The sequence below is a fragment of the Halobacillus sp. A5 genome (assembly GCF_024189315.1).
GTDB lineage: Bacteria > Bacillota > Bacilli > Bacillales > Halobacillaceae > Halobacillus_A.
Genome location: NZ_JAIZEO010000001.1, coordinates 647,714 through 666,869 on the forward strand (window position 1 = coordinate 647,714; position 19,156 = coordinate 666,869).

The following is a 19,156-nucleotide window of genomic DNA, read 5'->3' on the forward strand; positions in this document are numbered from 1 at the left end:
AGACTATTTCCACCTTTCTTTGAAGTTAATAATACAATCAGTAATTGCATCAGTATCAGAAACGGCAATACCATTTAAGCCCTTATCTAACATTAAAAAGGTTGATGAATGGTATAACCTATCATAAAACTCTTCACCATTTAAGTAAATTTCACCCTTATCATTGTCAATTATTAGGTCATCGTCAACTCTAAATACAAAGTCAATGTCTTCCTCTTCGAAAGTGATGTGCTCCCATACTGTTACACGATAAATATACATATCCTGATAGATTGCGTCATCATTGTAAGTAGCAATATGCACCTGTACAGATGCTAATGTAGCATCGTATTGATTTAATGTATCTGTCCAACTCTTAACTAATTTCTTTTCAAATTTTCTTGTATCTGTATTAAAATGTGCTATGTAAGCATTCCATTTTTTGCCTTTACGGGATATAACCATTTTCCCATAGAAGTTCTTATACGTGTCTTTTCGTTTTCCATAATCGTTAGCAAAATAATGTCCATCTTGAAAAGACCCTGCTCTAGCTTCAAATTTAGGGAAAATTCCTGATGCACTTAAGTCGACTAAAGCTATCTTACCTATCTTATTTCCGTTAACATCGAGTAAGTATAATTCGACTCTTCCCTTTTCTTTTGCATCATATGAATCCATACCAAAGTGCATATCTATCGTAAAGTCTTGGATTTCTTTACCGACTGACTTAATCATTGAAGCTCCGTGCCACTTTGTACCTTCTCCATAATCTTTACCGGACTGTCTGAATGATCTGTTGTTTGTTTCAAATTCACCTACAATGTTACCGCCATCAACACTAACTCCATTTGTCCAACCATCGAATGAATCCATTTCTTCATAAACAAGTTTAGGGTTAAAATCCTTAATGGTATTAACGTCTGGATCAAAAGGTTCTCCAAAATACAACATGTCGTCATCTGTAGTTACAGCAAAATCCGTAACGTCTTTAACAAACCTCATAGACATGATTGGTGCAGTTTCTTTATTACCTTCGTTATTAACAATAGTCGTAGGATCTTCTTGATTGCCTTCATACACGTATTGCTTATCATCTCCATAACCGTGAGGGTCATAACAGACGAATGTTATTTGTCCTTTCCCAGAATAACTAAACCGTTGGATATCAGTTGAACTTTCTACAATTGCCATATAATAAATATTAGGTTTGTCTCTAAGAATAAATTTTTGAGGCTCATCATAGTCTAGCCAATCTGCTAAGTCATCCATCATTTCAAGAAGCGTCTTACCTTTAGGAACTTTTATTGCTACATCAGCAACGAAAGTTCTAACCCCTAAAGTCTTATTGATAAACCTTTCACCATTTTTCATAGGTATGTTCATGGAATTTACTCTAGCTGGTGGCAGTGTTTGAGGTGTAACTTTTTCAATAATTAAAAAAGAGGGTGTTTCCACCCCCGCATAACTCTTTATTTCGCTTGCCATTTAAATCACTCCATACGAACGATTTTTGTCGTTATCCTGTCGTTCTAATTCGTATTTAATTTCCTTGACCAATTCTTGTACATCGTTACCTTTCGCATTGCCAGTGTAAGCAACATTTACATTATAATTATAATGGTTATTGCTTGTATTTGAGGTAGTGTTTCCACCTCTTGAGTCTCCCATAGACGATAGTTCAGGCTGTGGCATATGAATCATACCAAGTTTTTCACCAGCTTGAAGCCATAAATTTTTCGCACGATCACGGTATTGCTCAAGTGGAATTACAACTTCCTCTTTATTACCTTCACCAACCATTGCGAATTGCTCTTTATTGATAAACCCACCTTTTTCATAACCCTCATAAGCTCCACCACGAGACATCGCTGCAATACCTGGTGTGTTGAACACAGAGCCATAACGAGACTTAATGTAGCGAATAGCAGCAACAGTATTATGTAAAGGGTTATAAATATCATTCATACCCTTCATCTTATGTGCGTTAAATGTAGGATCAATGGTCTGGAATAAACCTTTAGATGGTACTCCATTTTTCCAGTTAATATCCCATTTGTTAATCGCTCTAGGATTAAAACCTGACTCTTTTTGAGCTTTAGTCATCATTGCAGGCAACCAAGACATAGGTGTATTTGTAATTTGCAAAGCTTGTTTTACCCATGTCTCAACTTGAGAATTTTTAGCAACTCCACTGAAGCTACCACCAAAATTCCAGTCACCGATTAGATCTTTCACTAGGTTTTTAGACCAACCACCGATGATGCTAGATACATTTCCAATTGCATTCCTAAAGCTATCAGGAAGTAAACTGTCACCAAAACCAAATTTATCTGCGGCTTTATTCCATAGTGCTTTCGGACCTTTCATAATTACATCAAAGTAATCTCCAATACCGTTGGCATACATAGGCGGAAAATTATAAGAACCAAGGATAGCTTCCGTGTGTGGGTTAGGTAGTACAGAAGAACCTGTAGGAAGGTTGTTGATAAACTCCGGCCCTTTAGTACCAAGCATTGTCAAACCTTTACCTGGTATATGGGCTAATTCTCGACCTTCTTCACCTACAATTGCAGCACCGCCCATATGTTGACCATTCTTAGTACCCTCTGCGTAAGTTTGAACTCCTGTGGCTTTTGCTCCTTTACTATAATCATGTTTATACTTAGGTGCGACTGCACCCTTTTTCTTAAGTTTCTTCATGCCGAATAGGTCTCTTATCCAGTTAACAGCATTAATGACTCCACCGTACATTTTGTCCCAACCATTGAGAACTTCACCAGTTTCCCAGTTAACATCATCAACGTGTTCCCCAGCTTGATCTCGTGCAGAACGAAGAACATCATCATGCATATTGTTAGCGTTTCTTACTACGCCATCTTTTTGTAACTCAGCTTCGTCAATTAATTTCTCAGCTTGTTCTTCTGAAATAACTCCTAAAACGTCTCGTTGGTATCTAATATTATCAACAGTATCCTCGTATTGCTTTTCAGCATTTTCAACTGACTTATCACGTTGTTCTTTTGAGTTAGCGACAACATCTGCTGCTTGTCTTGCTGAAATACTTCCAGACTGTTCCTTTAATCTACCTAAGATGATTAATTGCTCTTCTTCCGATGCGCTCATAGTTTTCACGGCAGATTCTTTCATTTTATTCTGAATACCTTCAATTTCTTGACGTTCGGATTCTGTTAAAGCACGTTTTTCTTCACTTGCTGTATTAACAATTTCAGCTATTTGATCTTCATACTCTTGTTGCTTTTCTTTTCTTGTAGCATGTTTTTTATCCATATCTTCAAGAATTTTAGCCTCTTCTTCTGCTGATAAAGCACTACTTTCTTCAAACAATTTCTTGGTTTTCCCAAGTTCTTCTTCGTGTCTTTCGTCCATCTTTGTAAGAATAGAGCCATTCATTTCATCGTATTGACCGATTAAATCTTCTGCCATATCTTTTGTAATTTCCGATTGCGACCATGCCATTTCGTTTAAAGCTAAAGTAGCATCCTCATCCATTTTCATGTAATCTCCAACAGCTTCTTGTGTTGAGTCGGATATCTTATCATTAAACAAATCCATTGAAGGAATAACTTCTTCGTTAGCTTTTTGAATACCTTTAACTGCCGCAACTACTCCACCAAAAGGAGTTGCTAAAGCTAGTATATTTGTTGCCAAAGGCCCGATCTTCTCATTCAGAGTATCCCAGTTTTTCCACAAGAGGACTCCGCCTGCAACCAAACCACCAATAGCCGCAACTGTTATACCTACTGGGCCTGTAGCCAAAGTAGCTAAGGCTGCACCTAATCCACCTGCACCAGCTATTGAACCAACAACTCCTGAGACAATCGGTACTAATCCGCCAATAGTACCAGCTATTGAGCCTACAGCTATTAGCATCGGGCCTGCGGCAGCAGTAACTAAGCCTAATTTAATGGCAAAATCCTGTGTTGTAGGAGATAAATCATTCCACCAATCAACTGCATTGCTTACAGCGTTAGTAACTTTAGGAAGGATATCCTCTCCAAGCACAATAAGTTTTTCACCTAATGGTACTAAATCTTCTTGTGCTGTTCTCCAAGCAACCTTTAATTTATGACTGAATGACTTATCTACATTTTCACCTGATTTAGCCATTGCACCATCAACGTTATCTAGTTCACCAGTAATGTTACCCATAGCGTACATAGAATCTTGTTCAAGATCTTCCCACTTCGTGCCGTATAAATCTACTCCAATTTGGTTAGCAGCAACTTGATCGTCCATTCCCGAAAGGTCTTTGATTGCAGAGTTATGAAGTTCTTTAACTGTAGCTTCACCATTTTTGAAATCCTCAAATACACCTTGGGTAGTTGGTGATAATTGACCGATAGCCTCAGCTACTCCTTCAGAGCCTTCTTTAGTATTTATCTGGAACTCCTTCATAACATCATTTATGTAATCGAGATTATAAACACCTGAATCAGTACCCTTTTTCAATAGTTCAAAATAGTCTTCTGCAGAAAATCCCATATCTTTGTATAAAGGTGCGTACTCAGATAGGTTGTCAAACATTTCATTAGAGAAATTCAATCCATTTTGAGCACCCCATGCCATTAAATCAAAGGCATCTTCTGACGTTTCTCCGAAACCTTGCATAAGGTTATTTCCTGCTCTTGTAACTTCATTTACATCAGCATCAAATACGCCAGCTAATGTCATTGCGTCTCTAGTTACTTGCTCTAAATCAGACTCATTTAAGTCTTTCATGTTCTGTTTTACTTGAATAATGCCCTCTTCGACAGCACCCATATCTTCACCGAAACCGTCTTTCCATACGTCACGGGCTGTTTTAGTTAATTTTTCAGCTTCTTCTTTAGTTGATCCAAAGTATTGTTGTAGCCTCTGCCTTGAAGAATCAGCATCATCAGCTACTTTTCCAAAAGCCGTACCTAAACCGCCAATAAGAGGGGTTACACTTGAAGACAGTTTACCGCCTACATCTTTTGATTTGTCTCCAAACTTCTCTAAAGCGTTTTCTGCTTTCTTAGCTCTGCTAGTCTGATCCTTTAAGGCTCTATCAACGTCTTTAATTTGCCTCTCCGTCTTATTCATTGCATTTCTTGTTTTATTGTACTGTATAAGAAGGTCTTCAGAGGCTTTATCATCTTTCCCTTTAGCCTTTACAGAATCATTGTACCTCTTCTTCAATTCGTTTAACTTGGCTTCCTGCAAACCGAATTGCCTGGTAAGCATCTCATTCTTGGCCTTTAGACCATCGGCTGATTTAGCAAAATCTCTAGTACCGTCATGGACAGCATCAAATTCAGACTTTACACCTCTTAACTTTCGGTTTAAATCTGTCAAACTGGTAGTTGCTTGCGCTGAATCTAAACCGAGAGATATCTTGAAAGCACCTAAGCCTTCTGACATAATCCCACCTCTTTTCTTAATTCACTTTTAAAATAAATCCAACTGATCTATAGTCACTCTTTCATTTTTTCCAATTTCTCGATTTTTCTTATTCACACTCACATCTGTACTTTGTTGAGGCTTAGTCATTTTCTTTTTCATATCCCATATTAGATTCAACTTTCTCATTGTCATACGCCAAAATCTTTCTTCTGGAATATTTAACTCTTGAGTAGCTAAATAATAGTACCAATCCCAAGCAATAAGATTGTCTTGAGATTGGTTATTTAGTTTTTTGAGTCTTCGTCTTCCTTGCTTTCTTCTTTAGAATTGTCCTCTTGCTTAAGTTGTGGGAAGAATAATGTTATACCATCAACAATTACTTCAAATATCTCTTCATAATACTTCTTATCTGCTATCATAATTTGACCTAAATATCGACCAACTTGATTAAGAGTAAGGTCAAACTCATCATTTTCGTTTTCCACTAAATGTCCAGCTAATAAAGAAGCATGTAACAATGCACGTAGACATTTCACATCTCCTGAAGCTATACCATTAATAGCCACAAATGGATCAATATAGTGTTCTTGCAACTCACATAAAGCGTTAAAATCAAACGTCAATGGTCTTTCTTTGTCCAACTCAATATTCACTAATTTTGCTTGTTTTAAATCTTTACCTTTAATCATTTATAAATTCCTCATTTCATTAATTTGTATTTAATGTAAAAAATAAAAAAAGGGGCAAGGAGCTTAAACTCCCTACCCCTTAGTTTTTATAATGTTTTATGTAGTAGTAGTATCCTCTTCAGGAGTTTCATAAACAGCGTCAAACCAACTGTCAATTGTTCCAGTACCTACTTCTTCATCGTCAGAATCAACTGATCTTCTCCATTGACCGTCTTTTGGACGTTTAATGAAAGTACCAGTAAGTGCAACAGTCTGATAATCAACACTTTCGCCTTTTGTTTTATAAGCCTCTTCTGGTAATTTGATGCGTCCCTTATACATCCATACATAACGGTAATCGTTATTAGATTTCTTAGCACGGAAACCTAGAGCAATGAAAGGTGCGATATCGTCTGCAGAATCAATCCATACTCCATTAGAATCCTTTTCTTTACCTAGCATTTGTCCCAATAACTCATTAGAAACGTCTTTCAAAGTAATAGAAACTTCAGCAGATGAGAAGTTGTCAATAATTTCTGACACACCGTCATCAGCAAATAGGTTTTGAGAATCAATGTTTGCACTAACTCCTAGTTCCATAGCTCCTGCAACTTTAACTGGTGTGTCGTAAGATTCTACTCCGTCAGCCTCTGTAATTTGTGAAATGTGAATTTGATCTAAACCAACTAATACTGGCATTTGTATACCTCTTTCTGAAATAAATTTTTTATAGTAAAGTAGTGTGGTATATCCACTTGTCTACTCTTTAAAGTCTTCTAACCTAAAGGACATGTTTTTACGGTATGTCTTTGTTTCGATATTGAATACTTCCATTGCCCATGTCCTTCTAAAACCATGTTTCTTTAAAGCCTCTTTAACCTGTTCTTCTAATGTTTCAAGGTTTCCCTTGCTATGAATATCAACTTGTATGCTATAAACCGTTGACACTTCATCATCGTCAGCAATCAATCCTGATCTTTCGTTATAAGTGAAAAACGTTATGTACGTTGTTTCTGTACCTGTATAATGGTGGAATGCAACAGGAGCATAAGGCTTAAGAGCATTGATGATAATACTATTCATACTCATAATTTGATCGACTTCCTTATCACTTCAGCCATTATTTCTTGAATCTTATCTGAATTATTTTCCAAAGATGGGCGTAAAAACGGCTTTGCTGCAATTGCAGGAGTCACAAATCTCTTACCATCTACTTCATGAAACCCTTTATCAGCACCAAATTCATGAAAAAACAGGTAAAAGTATTTGTCAGACACACCGACTTCGTACACATTATCTTCTTTGTTCTTTACAACTTTAAAGTTGTCACGAGCATGAGACTTATTTTGACTAGAAACAGGAACATTAGGGTGCTTTTCTATTTTTCCCTTTAAAAATTCCGCACCTGCTTTCATTGCGTCCTCTTTTGTTTCACCGTCAAGATTTTTAGCCATCTTAGCTATTTCCCTAGTCAATTTATCGAACTTTTCTAATCCTTGAACGCCAAAGTTAGACATTAAGACACTTCCTTTCCCATTATGGTTAAGGTAATATTTGCCTCATTGTCATTAATGACTGATTCAATTTCATAAACCTTATCTTTGTAGATGACTTGCATACTATCATCCACATGTAACCCTTTACGATAACGAATAACAAACCTCGTGATATTCTCAGTCTGATCTGCTTTAGCTTTGTGATATTCTTGTGCTGAGACAGGTTTAACCTTTGCTCTAACACTGTAAGTAGCAGGCTCAGGATTTTCGATTAAATACCCATCATCGTCATACTGTGGCTCATCAGAAGATTTACCTTGTATCTTAATTCGCTTATTAAGATCCCCTGCTGAAATCATTCTTCTTCACCTTCTACATGCGTATAAGTCAACTGAGCCAGCAAAGCCCTTACAGTGAAATCCACTTTATTTACAGCAACGTGTGAACTGGAAACAATTGACCTGTGATCATACCAGTGTGAAGTGAGTAATTTAACTATCAATTTTGCTGTGTCAGGCTGTTCATCTTCAAATTTGAATCCCGTAGCCCTCTTCAAATAGTCCTCAGCAGCAAGGATGAAGCTAGTAATATCAGCATCTTCTTCAATATCGTCTCGTTCCAATCTTAAGTAGCTTTTCATTTCGTCTAGGGTGACTAAATTGGGTTCTAACATTTAATCGCCTCCCCTATTAGAAAGAAGGGGAATTATCCCCTTCAATCAGTTATTAAACTTCTGGTAAAACGTCGATTTCTGCCAGTACATATGCCGATGTATCGGCCTGTTTTACATCAAACCTCTCAACAACACGAGCAACGTTTTGGTTCTTAGTGAATCCAGCTTCTGTAGAAACAGCTACTTCATAAACACCACGATCAAAGAATTTAGCACCTTCGCTTGTAGCACCAATAAACATTGGAGCTTGACCGTCAACACTTGGAAGTTCGGCATTAGAATAAACATGTACAGGAAGACCAAGTACTAAGTATTGAGTTGGGTTTGCAGGGTCTTTTTGAAGTAATGGACGACCATTATTATCTTCCATCTCATCAAGAGCGTTGAAAGCGTCTTGGTTCATAGCCATTACAGCAAGTGCTTTAATTGCAGGATCAATGTCTACATTAACAATTTTCTTAAGAGATTTAAGATCAGTAACAGCTTTAGCAGTCTTGCCTGTTTTTAGTGCAGCAAAGATTTTAGCATTTTCAGTACGAATAGCTTTCTTAGCAAAATGACCATTAAGGAAATTCATGAAGTTAGCTGTTTCGTCTTGAAGGAAGCTACGAGAAATAGGAGTTACAGAACCGTAGTTAGCAACTTTGTACTCAATGTTACGGAATTTAGGTTTTTGTTCATCAAGACCAGAGTTATCTTCGTCAAAGTTTACAAGCTCAGTGATACCAGCAAGGTCTTCTTGTACAAATGAACCAGCTTCTGTAGTTACAGGAACAGTACCAATAATTTCTTTTGCAGACTTGTATTGACGCTTAAGTTCGTTAATTTCGTTTTTGATTTCTTCTGGTACTAAGTATCCTCCATCAGAGTTAACAGATGCTTGAACAAGTGCTCTTTCTTCTTGTGTAAGAGACTTTCCTTGTACAGCTTTAGTAAATACTGTACGAGTTTCTAGTTTTTGATTGTTATTTTCACGTTTTTCCATTTTAATTTCCACCTCACGCTGTTCTTCTTTATCAAGTTCCATTTGGATTTCAATTTGTTTATCTAGTGAACGTAATTCTTCTAATTTAGTACTTGCTTCATCAATTTTGTTTTCTGTGTTTAAGGATCGAACTTCTTCCTTAAGATTAGCCTTCATTTGCTTTAGTTCGTCTACTTTTTTCATTTTAAAAATTACCTCTTTCATTAATTTTTTGTATTAAAAAAGAACCTTTCTATTAGAAAAGTTCCAGTTCAATTTCTATTTGTTTTTGTTTGAGCTTTCTTTCTTCTTCTCTTACCTTTGCTTGCCTAATTTCTTCTTGATTTTGCTTGTAATCTTCTAGGCTACGTTGTGCAACAACACTCTCAGTAGCCTGATAAGCAGGGTACGTTACGACACTCACATCCACAATTGAATGGAATTGATTAATTTTACGGACATAAATATCACGTTTTTCATCGTATTTCCATTCGTCTCCATCATAAGTAATGCCAAATCCGAATGAAGACTGGTCGATATCGCCTCTACCCATAGAAAAAGCTAAATCTCTAGCAAATGATGTATCTGGCGGATCAATTATGTATTTTAGTCCAAACTCGTCAACTTCTAGAGTCAAAGAGCCTGATTTAGAGCGACCTAACACCATGTTAGGATCATGGTTAAAGAGTCCTCTAACATCAGACATATCAGCACCATTTAAGGCAGAAGGGTCAATAATTTCAACAAATCCACCTAAATCTTCTGATTCTGAATTAAATTTAAGAGCATATCCGACAATAACTTGCTTACTTTCATCATTTTCACTTGCTCTAAGCTCAATCGGCATCGTTAGTGTTCGTGTTTCCTTGTTCATCGTCAATGTTTTCACCTCCTTCAAAGGCATTTTTGCCCTGACCCTCGTAAGCCATTCCTACTTTATCCAGAGGTTGCATTGTTCCATTGACAATTAATTGATCTGCGCCTTCTGCAGATACCATATCTTCTTTCTTTCTGGCTTCATTAGGCATGAGAAATCCGCCTTCAATACCTATTTTATAAGCCTCATAACGAGTTTTAAGGTCTGTTCTAAGTATGGCATCAACATTAAATCTAAAGAATTTACCCTCATTTATTTCCTTTTCAGTTAGTAACTTGTATGTAAGTTCTTGCTCATACATAGTGAGGATGGATTGCAAAGTATCTCGATAAAATTCTTCATTCTGCTGAGTAACATTATTGAATTTAGCACCCGACAAATCATTAATCATGTGTTGTTTGATACCAAACGCACTTGCTATTTGTCTGATTGACAGGTTAGTGATTTCAAAGAATTGAGCATCGGCCATTGAAGTATTTATGGTTTGAAATTCATATCCTGGTGGAACAGGGAGTATCTTACCTACGTTATCCATACCATTCGCCATCTTCTCGAATCTTGCTTTCACTCTGTTGATAGCTTCTGGTTCAATATCCCCAGTGTATTGTAATAACCCTTTAGCTGTTAGACCGCCTTTAAAATACTTATTAACATAATCAGAACTGTATTGCAGATTCTCTACAACAGTTGCTAAGTAATCTTTGATTGGCATACCATGAATACCGTCACGGGTTAAACCTTTGAAATGTAAAACTTCTTCACTTCTAAACTTAAATTCTCTAGTACCTTGTTTGTAAACGTACCAAATGGCACTGTCCTTACCGATAATTGCATTATTATCAACCCATATCTCAACGTTAGCCATATCTAATGGATGTAAACCTTCCACTTTACCGTTAGGTGCAGTGTGGACAGCAACAACAGAGTGACCAAAATAACTACGTTGAAACTCAATCATCTTCCAAAAATCAGATGAAGACATATTCTTATTAGGTCTTAGCTTCATTTTATTATGTAGATAATGCTTACTTGCAACATCTGTTCCATTTGTAGACTCTTTATACAATTTTAGAGGAAGTTTTGACACGGTATCACTTAGAATACGCAAACAAGTATAGAATGTAGCTTCACGAGCTTTATTGCTAGAAATTCCATTTATGTCAATCCCTAACAACTTCGCAAGCTCTTCGTCAGTTGTTGTTAGACTTCTCTTGCTAATTTTATTTTTCTTGAATAGCAACTAATTCACCTCCTTCCACTTGAGAACCTATCTGGATCTATAACCCCTAAGCCTACAAGCACCATAAAAGTACCTGCCGTATATAAAGCAGGTGCAACTCCAAATGAAATTAGTGTCGCTATCACAATTAACAGTAATCCTAAGAAAATGAGTACATCTTCAATATTATCAACTACAAATTCGGCTATTTCATTGCTTGCTTTTAGAGTTTTAGCTTTAATCTTATAACATGTTTTCTTAAATTTTGACCATGTATTCTTCAATTTTTCTTTCACTTAATCACCATCCCAACTTATCCAAATCCTCATCACTATAATTACCTACATCGCCATATTGGTAATGGAATCTTGCGTGAGCATGTGCGGTTATAATACTTGCTACTGGATCAATTCTTTGAGAAGATTTTGACTTATCTAACATAAAGTTTTCATTATGATCCATCTTAGTTACAGCATTACCCATTGCCCAGTTTATTACAGGGTTATTGTCATGAATTACTTTTTCTCGATACACCAATTCTCTAAAATCTTTTGAAGCTGGTGCTAATGTCTTCATACCTTGAACAACTTTTACTGTTATGTAACCTAAATCTGCAGCATTATTGGCAAATTGAGTGGCATTCCAATCGTCATAATAGAGAGCTTTAACTTTCCAATTGTATTTTTCAACCTGCTCGTCTATGTACTTTTGCAGAAACCGATAGTCCACTACATCACCAGGTGTAAATGAGAGCCAACCTTGACGTTCGTATAAGTCATACGGTACTTTGTCAGTATTCATCTTAGCCATTAACGTATTTTCAGGCATAAACGAGTGTCCTTTGACAACAAATTTTTCATCATTTTTATCACCTACAGGAATGATAATTCCAAGGCTGGTAAGGTCTAAAGTACTACTAAGGTCAATTCCGAGATATACTTCTTTACCTGTGATATCAGGAAGGCTTTCATCCTTACCAATTCCACATTTATTCCATCGTTGAAGATCCATATATCCATTTTCTTTTGCTTGAACCCATATATTCATGTGTTTAGTAAGAAATTCAGTCATTTTCTCTGGTTGTTCTAGAGCTACTTTTAATCTACTTCTTAGAGCTTCCATACCTTCTTCATAAGTAGCAACGATGGGGTTTGCCTTAATCCAGTTTTTTTCAAGTTTTATGTCATCTTCCGGCTCTAATTCGCAGACCATAGCAAAATACTCATCGTTATCGACAGTACTTTCAGGATCTAATATTTTAGATACGTATTCATACTCTTTAAAGCAGGGCACATTTAAATCCAGTCCAGCAGTGGTTATTACAACATGGAGTGTATTCAACCTTCCAATCATACCTGATAATAGCACTTCAAATATCTCAGATGTCTCATGTGCGTGGTACTCATCAATTATATTGAGAGACGGAAATTTACCGTCGCCCGTTTTCTTTGCTTCTTTAGATAATGGCTGAATTACAGATCCACTTTTTTTATGTGTAATGACTCCGTATGAGGTCTTGTATTTACCATTTAAGAATTTTGCATTATCAATTTGATCCAATATTTGCTGATATACTATCTTCGACTGTTCTTTAGTTACACCAGCTATATAAATCTGTTCTTTTTCTTCACTTAAGAAGCCCACGTATGATGCTATTAATGCTTGCAATTGCGATTTCGCTTGTTTCCTAGCTAATTGTATGTAAACACGTTTGAACTTTCGTGTATGATTCTTTTTAGACTTCCAACAAAAAATATTTGCTACTAAGAATAACTGGAAATCAGTTAACTCAATAGGTTGATTAGCAAGTTTTCCTTCAACATGCTTGAACATGTTTGCCCAATCGTAAAAATCAATTAATTCATCACCATCGAAGTAATACTCAAAATCATCATTTTCAATTTTATTTACATCGTCAAAGAACCTCTGACATGCTTGGACGTGTTTTTTACAAGCTAAAATGTTCCCTTCAACTATATCTGATGCATAATTCCATACTCTTTCAACTAGGCTCATACTCGACCACCAAATTTATTACCTTCATCATCTTCTTTGGTTTCGTTAATCATGTTTCTTGCTAATGAAGCACGGGCTGCAGGAGTTAACCCAAACTCACCCATTAATTTACTCATCTGGTCAAAGGCTTGCTTCTTCTTAGTTAGGAGTGGATGAGGAATACTATTTGTTGCACCAGCTTTGTTAGTTTGTTCAATTGTAAATCCATCTTCTTCAACGGTTCTTGTACACTCTATATAATCAAGTAAAGCGTCAGCGTATAAGGCTAAAGCATTAACATCAACATTCTTAAGTAGCCCAGAACCCTTGAACTCTTTGACTAATTTATTAAAGTGTTTCTTAGCTTCTTTTCTTAGCCAAGTGGGTGCTCTAACTGAATCGTCTTTAAAATTCATGTCCTCTTCTGCTTGCTTTCTTTTCTCTAGTTCATCATTAGAACGATGACTCTTTGAACCTTCCAACAAATGCAAATGAGCAGGTTTTGCTTTTCTTCCCATCATATTTCACTCCTTTCTAATAGGCATTTTCGCTTTTAGTCTTTGACAATTCATAATAGTAAATTTCATCTGGTGTCATATCATACATGTTTGGATCACCACTAGCATAAGCAATGACTTCTGAACACAAAAATTGAGTAGGTGTATTCCATGGTTTTCCTACTCTAAAGGCATACCAGAAGAATTTCTTTAAATCATACTTGCTGCCAATACAACTTTTAGCTTTATCCATATCCAGTTTCATCCACAATATTTCTTGTGGCTTATAATTCAAGTACCTTTGCTTTACTCCACCTAGAAATCTTGCATCGAGAACCATACTGTTATCAATTAAAATAGCTACATGGCTAAATCGTTCTCTGCTTACCCAGCGTATTAATCTAGACAACAATCCGTTATTATAGGAGAACAAAACTGCCGCTTCTTTATTCATAAACATAATCCCCTTCTGCTTTATTTGGGGGAGTTTATAAAATGTTGACTTGCCGCCGACTACTGAATTGTTATTTTAAGTTTTTCGACTATCCCCCCGCCCAAAAAAATTTTCCTTCAAGAAATAAATAAAATTTCTTATTAAAACCTTCATCACATTTAAAATTGAACAAAATAAAAACGCCTCAATCACTGAATAATTATCAATGACCAAAACGTTACTAACGTAGCATATAGGATTGAATCATAATCCATATTCCGCAATCCATAATGCAATTCCTAATCCAATATCCTGAATCATAATCACTTACTATGAATCTTCTCGTGACATGAATAACAAACACTTTGACAGTTACTCAATGTTAGTCTTAAGTTCCAATCTTCTTTAAGCTCAACAATGTGATGAACAATATCAACAGGAGTTAGCTTATTCTTTGTCATACATATCTCACACAATGGATTCATCTGTCTCTTAACATTCCTTAGATTGATCCACGCTTTACTTGAGTAGAACTGTTGCTCTCTCTTATCATTACGATTACTCTTGTACTCTTTGTGTACTTCCTTACTATGTGTATCACAGTATGTATCCTTAGTTAACATATGGCAGTGCATATAGGCACACGCCTTATAAGACTTACCAGGCATACACAAACACCTACCCTTCTCAAATGTATAAGCCATCCCTTAACAAATAGGGTAGCCCTTACAATATACATAGCCTATCTTTATACAATATCTATCCCTCATAAGCACATACCCTTATCCATTAATACAGAGAGGTATACCACAGGTACTAATACCCTTAATATGGTGTATGCTTAGGCTATTAGCCACAACATCTATTAGATAAAACGGCATAAAGAATAGAGGCATAGCATCAGCCATACCCCTATTTCCTAGAACACTATCCCCTAATTTATTTATTCACTTCTCGTCCAACTTTAACTGCCGTATCTTTTCAGTAACTAACCTCTCAATAACAAAGGCAGCACTAATATTAATAGTGCTACCTGTTTGTTCATAAAGCTCTTGTTTGTAATGTTGCACTAATTTCTCCATATTATCGACTGTGCTTTCTTCGATTCGGTAACTCTTCTGCACTTTCATTACAGACACTCCTGCTACTCTTCGATTTCAGTATAAGTTACATCTTCAATTACAGTTTCATCTTCGTTAAGGACAACTTTAACCATCGATAAATCTTCTTCATCTTGATCACTAGCAAGGAACGTATAACCACCTTCTGAAGGGATAGCATCATAGCCTATCATAGTAACGTCCACCAATGATTTACCTGAACCTTCCTTACCCATTGCATCTTCCAGGATTGTTACCCTTTCTTCAAAGCTCATTTTAGTTTCTTCAGTGGTTTCAGTTGATTCGGTTTCTGCATCTGAGGTAGATGCAGGTAATTCAGTACTCTCTGTGTCGTCTTCACTACAACCAACAGCAGCAATGGATAAAACCCCGACAATAGTAAAAGAGATAAACATTTTCTTAGTTTTCATCTCATCGTCCCTTTACCAGTATTTTGAAACTTAGTGTAATGTATATGTCTTACATACGTCAATCATTCGTATTACATCCTTCTTTTAGTTTATATTCTAATTTAAAAGCACCATTATCATTCATCTCTTTTAACGTTTGATTCGTTTGCTCCATCCGTTCATTAATCTTTTCCAGTAGCTCAAAATATTTAATATCTTCTTTGTTCATTTGTCTCCATCTCCTTTTTGGGCAATAAAAAAGCCACTCAAAATGAGTGACTTAAATAATATTAAAGAGATTCCCACCACTCTTCTATATTCTCTTTTTTTTGCCTATCTTTAAGTTCAATTATTTCTTCGATGAGTTCATTACAAGTTGTAGTTAATTTAATATATTCTTTGGAGATTTGGACTAACTTGTCTGAATAAACAATGCCATATGCATATTTAATTTGCCGGTTACTTTCTTTCCATGAGTTACCATAATCCGAACTGTATTCAGATTTTGGCCTAACAATATCATACTTATACAGAATCGCACCAAGTTCTCCGAATAATTTACGGATATTTGTTTCAACAGGCTCTAACACTTCTCTTTCTGAAAAATACTTTTCTAATTTTTTGTTATTTGTATGCCACCAAATCGAATCAACACCGATGTGTTTTTGAACTAAATCATCTGTTTTACTAATAAGTTCTTGAGTTTCTTCTTTCAACTGCTTAGCTTTTTCTTCACCTATACTCGTAATTTTATCCGCATTATCTTTAACGGTTCTTTTCATCTCTTCTTTATACCAATTCGTTACAAAAGGAGTTAATTCTTTTAAGTAAAGTTGTTTTTGTTCTTCTAATTTTATGACAAGGTCATTCTTTACCTTTAATTTTTGATCAATTTCATTTTGAAGCATAAATATCTACTCTCCCAACTAAGATAAATTCTACCAATATTGTAACATAAAACAAAAAACCTCTACATTTAGTTACAAATAAACGTTTTGAACTCTATATATAGATGTTGTGAAATGATTGATAAAAAGAGAGGTTGCTGCCTTAAATAATAAAAAGCACCCCTATATGGAGTGCTTAAGAATTTTATCTACTATTAAAAGGGTAAATTCTAGTTAATAAGACCTTGGATGTATCAATTTCATGGTACACACCACGTTGATCATGAAAGGATATATATTGTTTCCTTTCTTCTCTAACTCTCTTTTCTGCATCTTCCTGGCTTTCCTCTTCTATTATCCTACTTAGCTTGTAATCGTGCGTCAGACTATATACAACTTTAAACTTTCGCATTAACACACTCTCCCTCACAATCATTTTACAATAATTGTATCATGAGGAAAAATACATTACAAACACTAGTTCTATACAATATATAGATAAGTTTTCTGTTTTGAGTACAATATATTGATTAAAAATTATCAGATGTGGTATGTTATTAGTGGAAACGAGGTGATAGATTATGGCAAAGAAACCAACAAAGAAAAGATTATCCCAAGCTGGTTCAGACTTGGCTAGAGAGTCTTCTTCAAAAAAGAAGAAAAGTAAAGCTGGATCAATATTAGGTCGTGCTTAATTCCTTAGAGAGGTTGGTGGTCTATTGATCGCCAGCTATTACATAAATGTCTTATATTCCCTAAAGGAGTGAATCCATGGATTTATTAAAGATAATTATCCCAGTAGTATCAGTTATAATTGGTTTTGGTTTGGGATGGCTAAAAGAGTATATACAACATACACCTAAAGTGAAACTATCATTAATTAACTCTGAGTCTAGTTTTGATATGTATAAGGTAGTTCGTGACAATATCGGGGGTTATTCTTCGATTAGAGATGTAGACTACTCAGAACTAACGAATATGGATTTCAACATAAATTTGTTATTCTATAATTCAGGTAAAGGCGATACTGCAATCACTGACGTAACATTAAAAGTAACTGATGGCGTGAATTCATTGCTCTTACATAATAAGAAAAAGGCAATTGAAACTCCCATCTTCTTTAATCTTGCAGCAAGAAGTGTGCATTCCGTTAAATTTACTAATAATCTACCATATGAGGAAAATACTAAATTCGCTTTTAACAGTGAATTAATTGATCCTGTCGGTAAAATAAAAATTACAGTCATCTCAACTGATATAAATGGTAAACAAACGTGTCTAAATGTAGATCCTTTATCGATAATAAGAACAAAATAAAAACACTCCACTATGGAATGGAGTGTTTTATTATTATTTTAATTTCTCTACTCCTATATCTGTAATATGGATGTTTTCCGGCCATATCATAGCAATAGCAGTACCGTACTTAGGATCTTTCTGTCCCCCAGGTGTCAGAGCCTCTCCTTTAAATTCTATAAACCCATTTCTCTCTAATCGCTCTAGATGAGAAGCTCTGTGATTAATTGACTCAAACTCATCCCAATTAATTTCTTTACGACTATAGTCTTTGTCATAAATAGCTTGAAGAAGTCGTAAGTCAATTGGTTCTAGTACATCAGGCATTTTACTACCTCCCTCCATTGGTCATTATATAAATCTTCGCCAAACAGAGAGAAATCCCTTCCTTAATATGGATTATCATGATATTAATTTACTATATTCTATGTATTTTTCGGTGAAAATTGTTCTATGTTTGATTTATACAGTCATTATGTATTTACTTCATATCTTCTATATCCGAATCGTCCTGTTGCTTATCAGTAAATTTATTTGTCAGGTCAATACGTTCCACTCTTTCATTTTCAGTTTCATAAATCCTACCTAACTTAGCAGATACGTACTCTTCAATTCTCTTTTTTTCTTCATTAGTAAGTAAGTTATCAATGGAATTTAGGTGTGCAAATTCTCCATACACTTTCTTTACAGCACAATCATAAGCATATGCAGCCAATTCTTCATTTTCCCATAAGCCAAAATGCTCTTTCTTTCTATCTACTCTTGTCTGCGCTCTATACTTCCCGTATTTGATTGAAACACCTTTATATTTTTGTCCTTTGTTTCTCTGTCTGTTATAACAATTTTCATCTGGATTAACAGCCCTTAAATTCTTTTTACGATTATCTAACCCGAGATATTCTCTAGAGATATGATCTCCCCATCGCTGATCATCGTCAGTTAATCCTAAAATAAGTCTATGTAGCCGAATGATTTTCTTATTTTTACTGTCTCTTGCTACTGCATATCCACCTCTACAACCAGTAAATAGCCAACGATACTTCCATAATTTCAGCCTTATGTAGTCCTCTGCATCAACTTTCGTGATCCTGGGAAGACCTTCTTCATCTTTCCCATGCTTACCTTCTAATTTGATTTCCACATAGCCATCCCTTACTCTTACCTCATTTTTTACTTCTTTCATCTAATCATCCTCTTTCTTTTTATGTAGTAACGCATAATCGCTTATACGTTCTAATCAATCTCATCAACTTATTAGTAAATAAAAAAATGAGGAC

Annotated in this window: 23 protein-coding genes; 1 reads left to right on the top strand and 22 read right to left on the bottom strand. The window is 35.6% G+C overall.

All coding sequences use genetic code 11. From position 1 onward, the window contains the following. Positions 1 to 3 precede the first annotated feature (3 nt). The 20 genes from LF822_RS03420 to LF822_RS03510 all read right to left on the bottom strand — a co-directional run bounded on the left by LF822_RS03420 (position 4) and on the right by LF822_RS03510 (position 16,604). Complete coding sequence (locus LF822_RS03420) at positions 4 to 1,464, bottom strand: distal tail protein Dit (protein WP_253922553.1); 1,461 nt, start codon at positions 1,462 to 1,464, stop codon at positions 4 to 6. Then, positions 1,465 to 5,382, bottom strand: a complete 3,918-nt coding sequence (locus LF822_RS03425; protein ID WP_253922554.1) for a phage tail tape measure protein — start codon at positions 5,380 to 5,382, stop codon at positions 1,465 to 1,467. Between the two features lie 266 nt (positions 5,383 to 5,648). Next, on the bottom strand, positions 5,649 to 6,053 hold the full coding sequence (locus LF822_RS03430; protein ID WP_253922555.1) for a hypothetical protein: 405 nt from the start codon (positions 6,051 to 6,053) through the stop codon (positions 5,649 to 5,651). 96 nt (positions 6,054 to 6,149) lie between these two features. Next, entirely contained in the window at positions 6,150 to 6,731 is a 582-nt protein-coding gene (locus tag LF822_RS03435) for a major tail protein (RefSeq protein ID WP_253922556.1), read from the bottom strand. Positions 6,732 to 6,791: 60 nt separating this feature from the next. Further along, positions 6,792 to 7,121, bottom strand: a complete 330-nt coding sequence (locus LF822_RS03440; RefSeq protein WP_253922557.1) for a hypothetical protein — start codon at positions 7,119 to 7,121, stop codon at positions 6,792 to 6,794. Then, a complete protein-coding gene (locus tag LF822_RS03445) occupies positions 7,118 to 7,549 on the bottom strand; it encodes an HK97-gp10 family putative phage morphogenesis protein (protein WP_253922558.1) in 432 nt (143 codons plus the stop codon). The genes LF822_RS03440 and LF822_RS03445 overlap by 4 nt, the downstream gene beginning before the upstream one ends. Continuing rightward, positions 7,549 to 7,887: a phage head closure protein gene (locus tag LF822_RS03450; RefSeq protein WP_253922559.1), complete on the bottom strand. Its 339-nt coding sequence runs from the start codon at positions 7,885 to 7,887 to the stop codon at positions 7,549 to 7,551. The genes LF822_RS03445 and LF822_RS03450 overlap by 1 nt, the downstream gene beginning before the upstream one ends. Next, the gene (locus tag LF822_RS03455; RefSeq protein WP_253922560.1) at positions 7,884 to 8,201 is read right to left on the bottom strand and encodes a head-tail connector protein; all 318 of its coding nucleotides are present in this window, start codon (positions 8,199 to 8,201) and stop codon (positions 7,884 to 7,886) included. Before LF822_RS03455 ends, LF822_RS03450 begins: the two co-directional genes overlap by 4 nt. Positions 8,202 to 8,253: 52 nt before the next feature. Further along, positions 8,254 to 9,369, bottom strand: coding sequence for a phage major capsid protein (locus LF822_RS03460; protein WP_253922561.1), 1,116 nt, complete (start codon positions 9,367 to 9,369; stop codon positions 8,254 to 8,256). Between the two features lie 52 nt (positions 9,370 to 9,421). Beyond that, a complete protein-coding gene (locus LF822_RS03465; RefSeq protein WP_253923449.1) occupies positions 9,422 to 10,039 on the bottom strand; it encodes an HK97 family phage prohead protease in 618 nt (205 codons plus the stop codon). After that, entirely contained in the window at positions 10,002 to 11,282 is a 1,281-nt protein-coding gene (locus LF822_RS03470; protein ID WP_253922562.1) for a phage portal protein, read from the bottom strand. Before LF822_RS03470 ends, LF822_RS03465 begins: the two co-directional genes overlap by 38 nt. A 5-nt stretch (positions 11,283 to 11,287) precedes the next feature. Beyond that, positions 11,288 to 11,557 (bottom strand): hypothetical protein, encoded by a 270-nt coding sequence (locus tag LF822_RS03475; RefSeq protein WP_253922563.1) that lies wholly within the window; start codon positions 11,555 to 11,557, stop codon positions 11,288 to 11,290. A 4-nt stretch (positions 11,558 to 11,561) separates the two neighbouring features. Continuing rightward, the gene (locus LF822_RS03480) at positions 11,562 to 13,277 is read right to left on the bottom strand and encodes a terminase large subunit (RefSeq protein ID WP_253922564.1); all 1,716 of its coding nucleotides are present in this window, start codon (positions 13,275 to 13,277) and stop codon (positions 11,562 to 11,564) included. Further along, positions 13,274 to 13,774 (bottom strand): phage terminase small subunit P27 family, encoded by a 501-nt coding sequence (locus tag LF822_RS03485; RefSeq protein ID WP_371925850.1) that lies wholly within the window; start codon positions 13,772 to 13,774, stop codon positions 13,274 to 13,276. Before LF822_RS03485 ends, LF822_RS03480 begins: the two co-directional genes overlap by 4 nt. Before the next feature lie 16 nt (positions 13,775 to 13,790). Further along, positions 13,791 to 14,207 (bottom strand): hypothetical protein, encoded by a 417-nt coding sequence (locus tag LF822_RS03490; RefSeq protein ID WP_253922566.1) that lies wholly within the window; start codon positions 14,205 to 14,207, stop codon positions 13,791 to 13,793. A 302-nt stretch (positions 14,208 to 14,509) separates the two neighbouring features. Continuing rightward, the gene (locus tag LF822_RS23010) at positions 14,510 to 14,890 is read right to left on the bottom strand and encodes an HNH endonuclease signature motif containing protein (protein ID WP_371925818.1); all 381 of its coding nucleotides are present in this window, start codon (positions 14,888 to 14,890) and stop codon (positions 14,510 to 14,512) included. A gap of 243 nt (positions 14,891 to 15,133) precedes the next feature. After that, positions 15,134 to 15,316, bottom strand: a complete 183-nt coding sequence (locus tag LF822_RS03495; protein WP_253922567.1) for a hypothetical protein — start codon at positions 15,314 to 15,316, stop codon at positions 15,134 to 15,136. Between the two features lie 14 nt (positions 15,317 to 15,330). Continuing rightward, the gene (locus LF822_RS03500; RefSeq protein ID WP_253922568.1) at positions 15,331 to 15,717 is read right to left on the bottom strand and encodes a hypothetical protein; all 387 of its coding nucleotides are present in this window, start codon (positions 15,715 to 15,717) and stop codon (positions 15,331 to 15,333) included. A gap of 58 nt (positions 15,718 to 15,775) precedes the next feature. Then, positions 15,776 to 15,925, bottom strand: coding sequence for a hypothetical protein (locus LF822_RS03505; protein ID WP_253922569.1), 150 nt, complete (start codon positions 15,923 to 15,925; stop codon positions 15,776 to 15,778). A 61-nt stretch (positions 15,926 to 15,986) separates the two neighbouring features. After that, complete coding sequence (locus LF822_RS03510) at positions 15,987 to 16,604, bottom strand: hypothetical protein (protein ID WP_253922570.1); 618 nt, start codon at positions 16,602 to 16,604, stop codon at positions 15,987 to 15,989. A gap of 750 nt (positions 16,605 to 17,354) precedes the next feature. Here LF822_RS03510 and LF822_RS03515 point away from each other — a divergent pair. Next, positions 17,355 to 17,900, top strand: a complete 546-nt coding sequence (locus LF822_RS03515) for a hypothetical protein (protein WP_253922571.1) — start codon at positions 17,355 to 17,357, stop codon at positions 17,898 to 17,900. Between the two features lie 33 nt (positions 17,901 to 17,933). On the opposite strand, the gene LF822_RS03520 is transcribed toward LF822_RS03515, so the two are convergent. Beyond that, positions 17,934 to 18,206, bottom strand: a complete 273-nt coding sequence (locus LF822_RS03520) for a hypothetical protein (protein WP_253922572.1) — start codon at positions 18,204 to 18,206, stop codon at positions 17,934 to 17,936. Between the two features lie 154 nt (positions 18,207 to 18,360). Further along, the gene (locus tag LF822_RS03525; protein ID WP_253922573.1) at positions 18,361 to 19,062 is read right to left on the bottom strand and encodes an AP2/ERF family transcription factor; all 702 of its coding nucleotides are present in this window, start codon (positions 19,060 to 19,062) and stop codon (positions 18,361 to 18,363) included. Between the last annotated feature and the right edge of the window lie 94 nt (positions 19,063 to 19,156).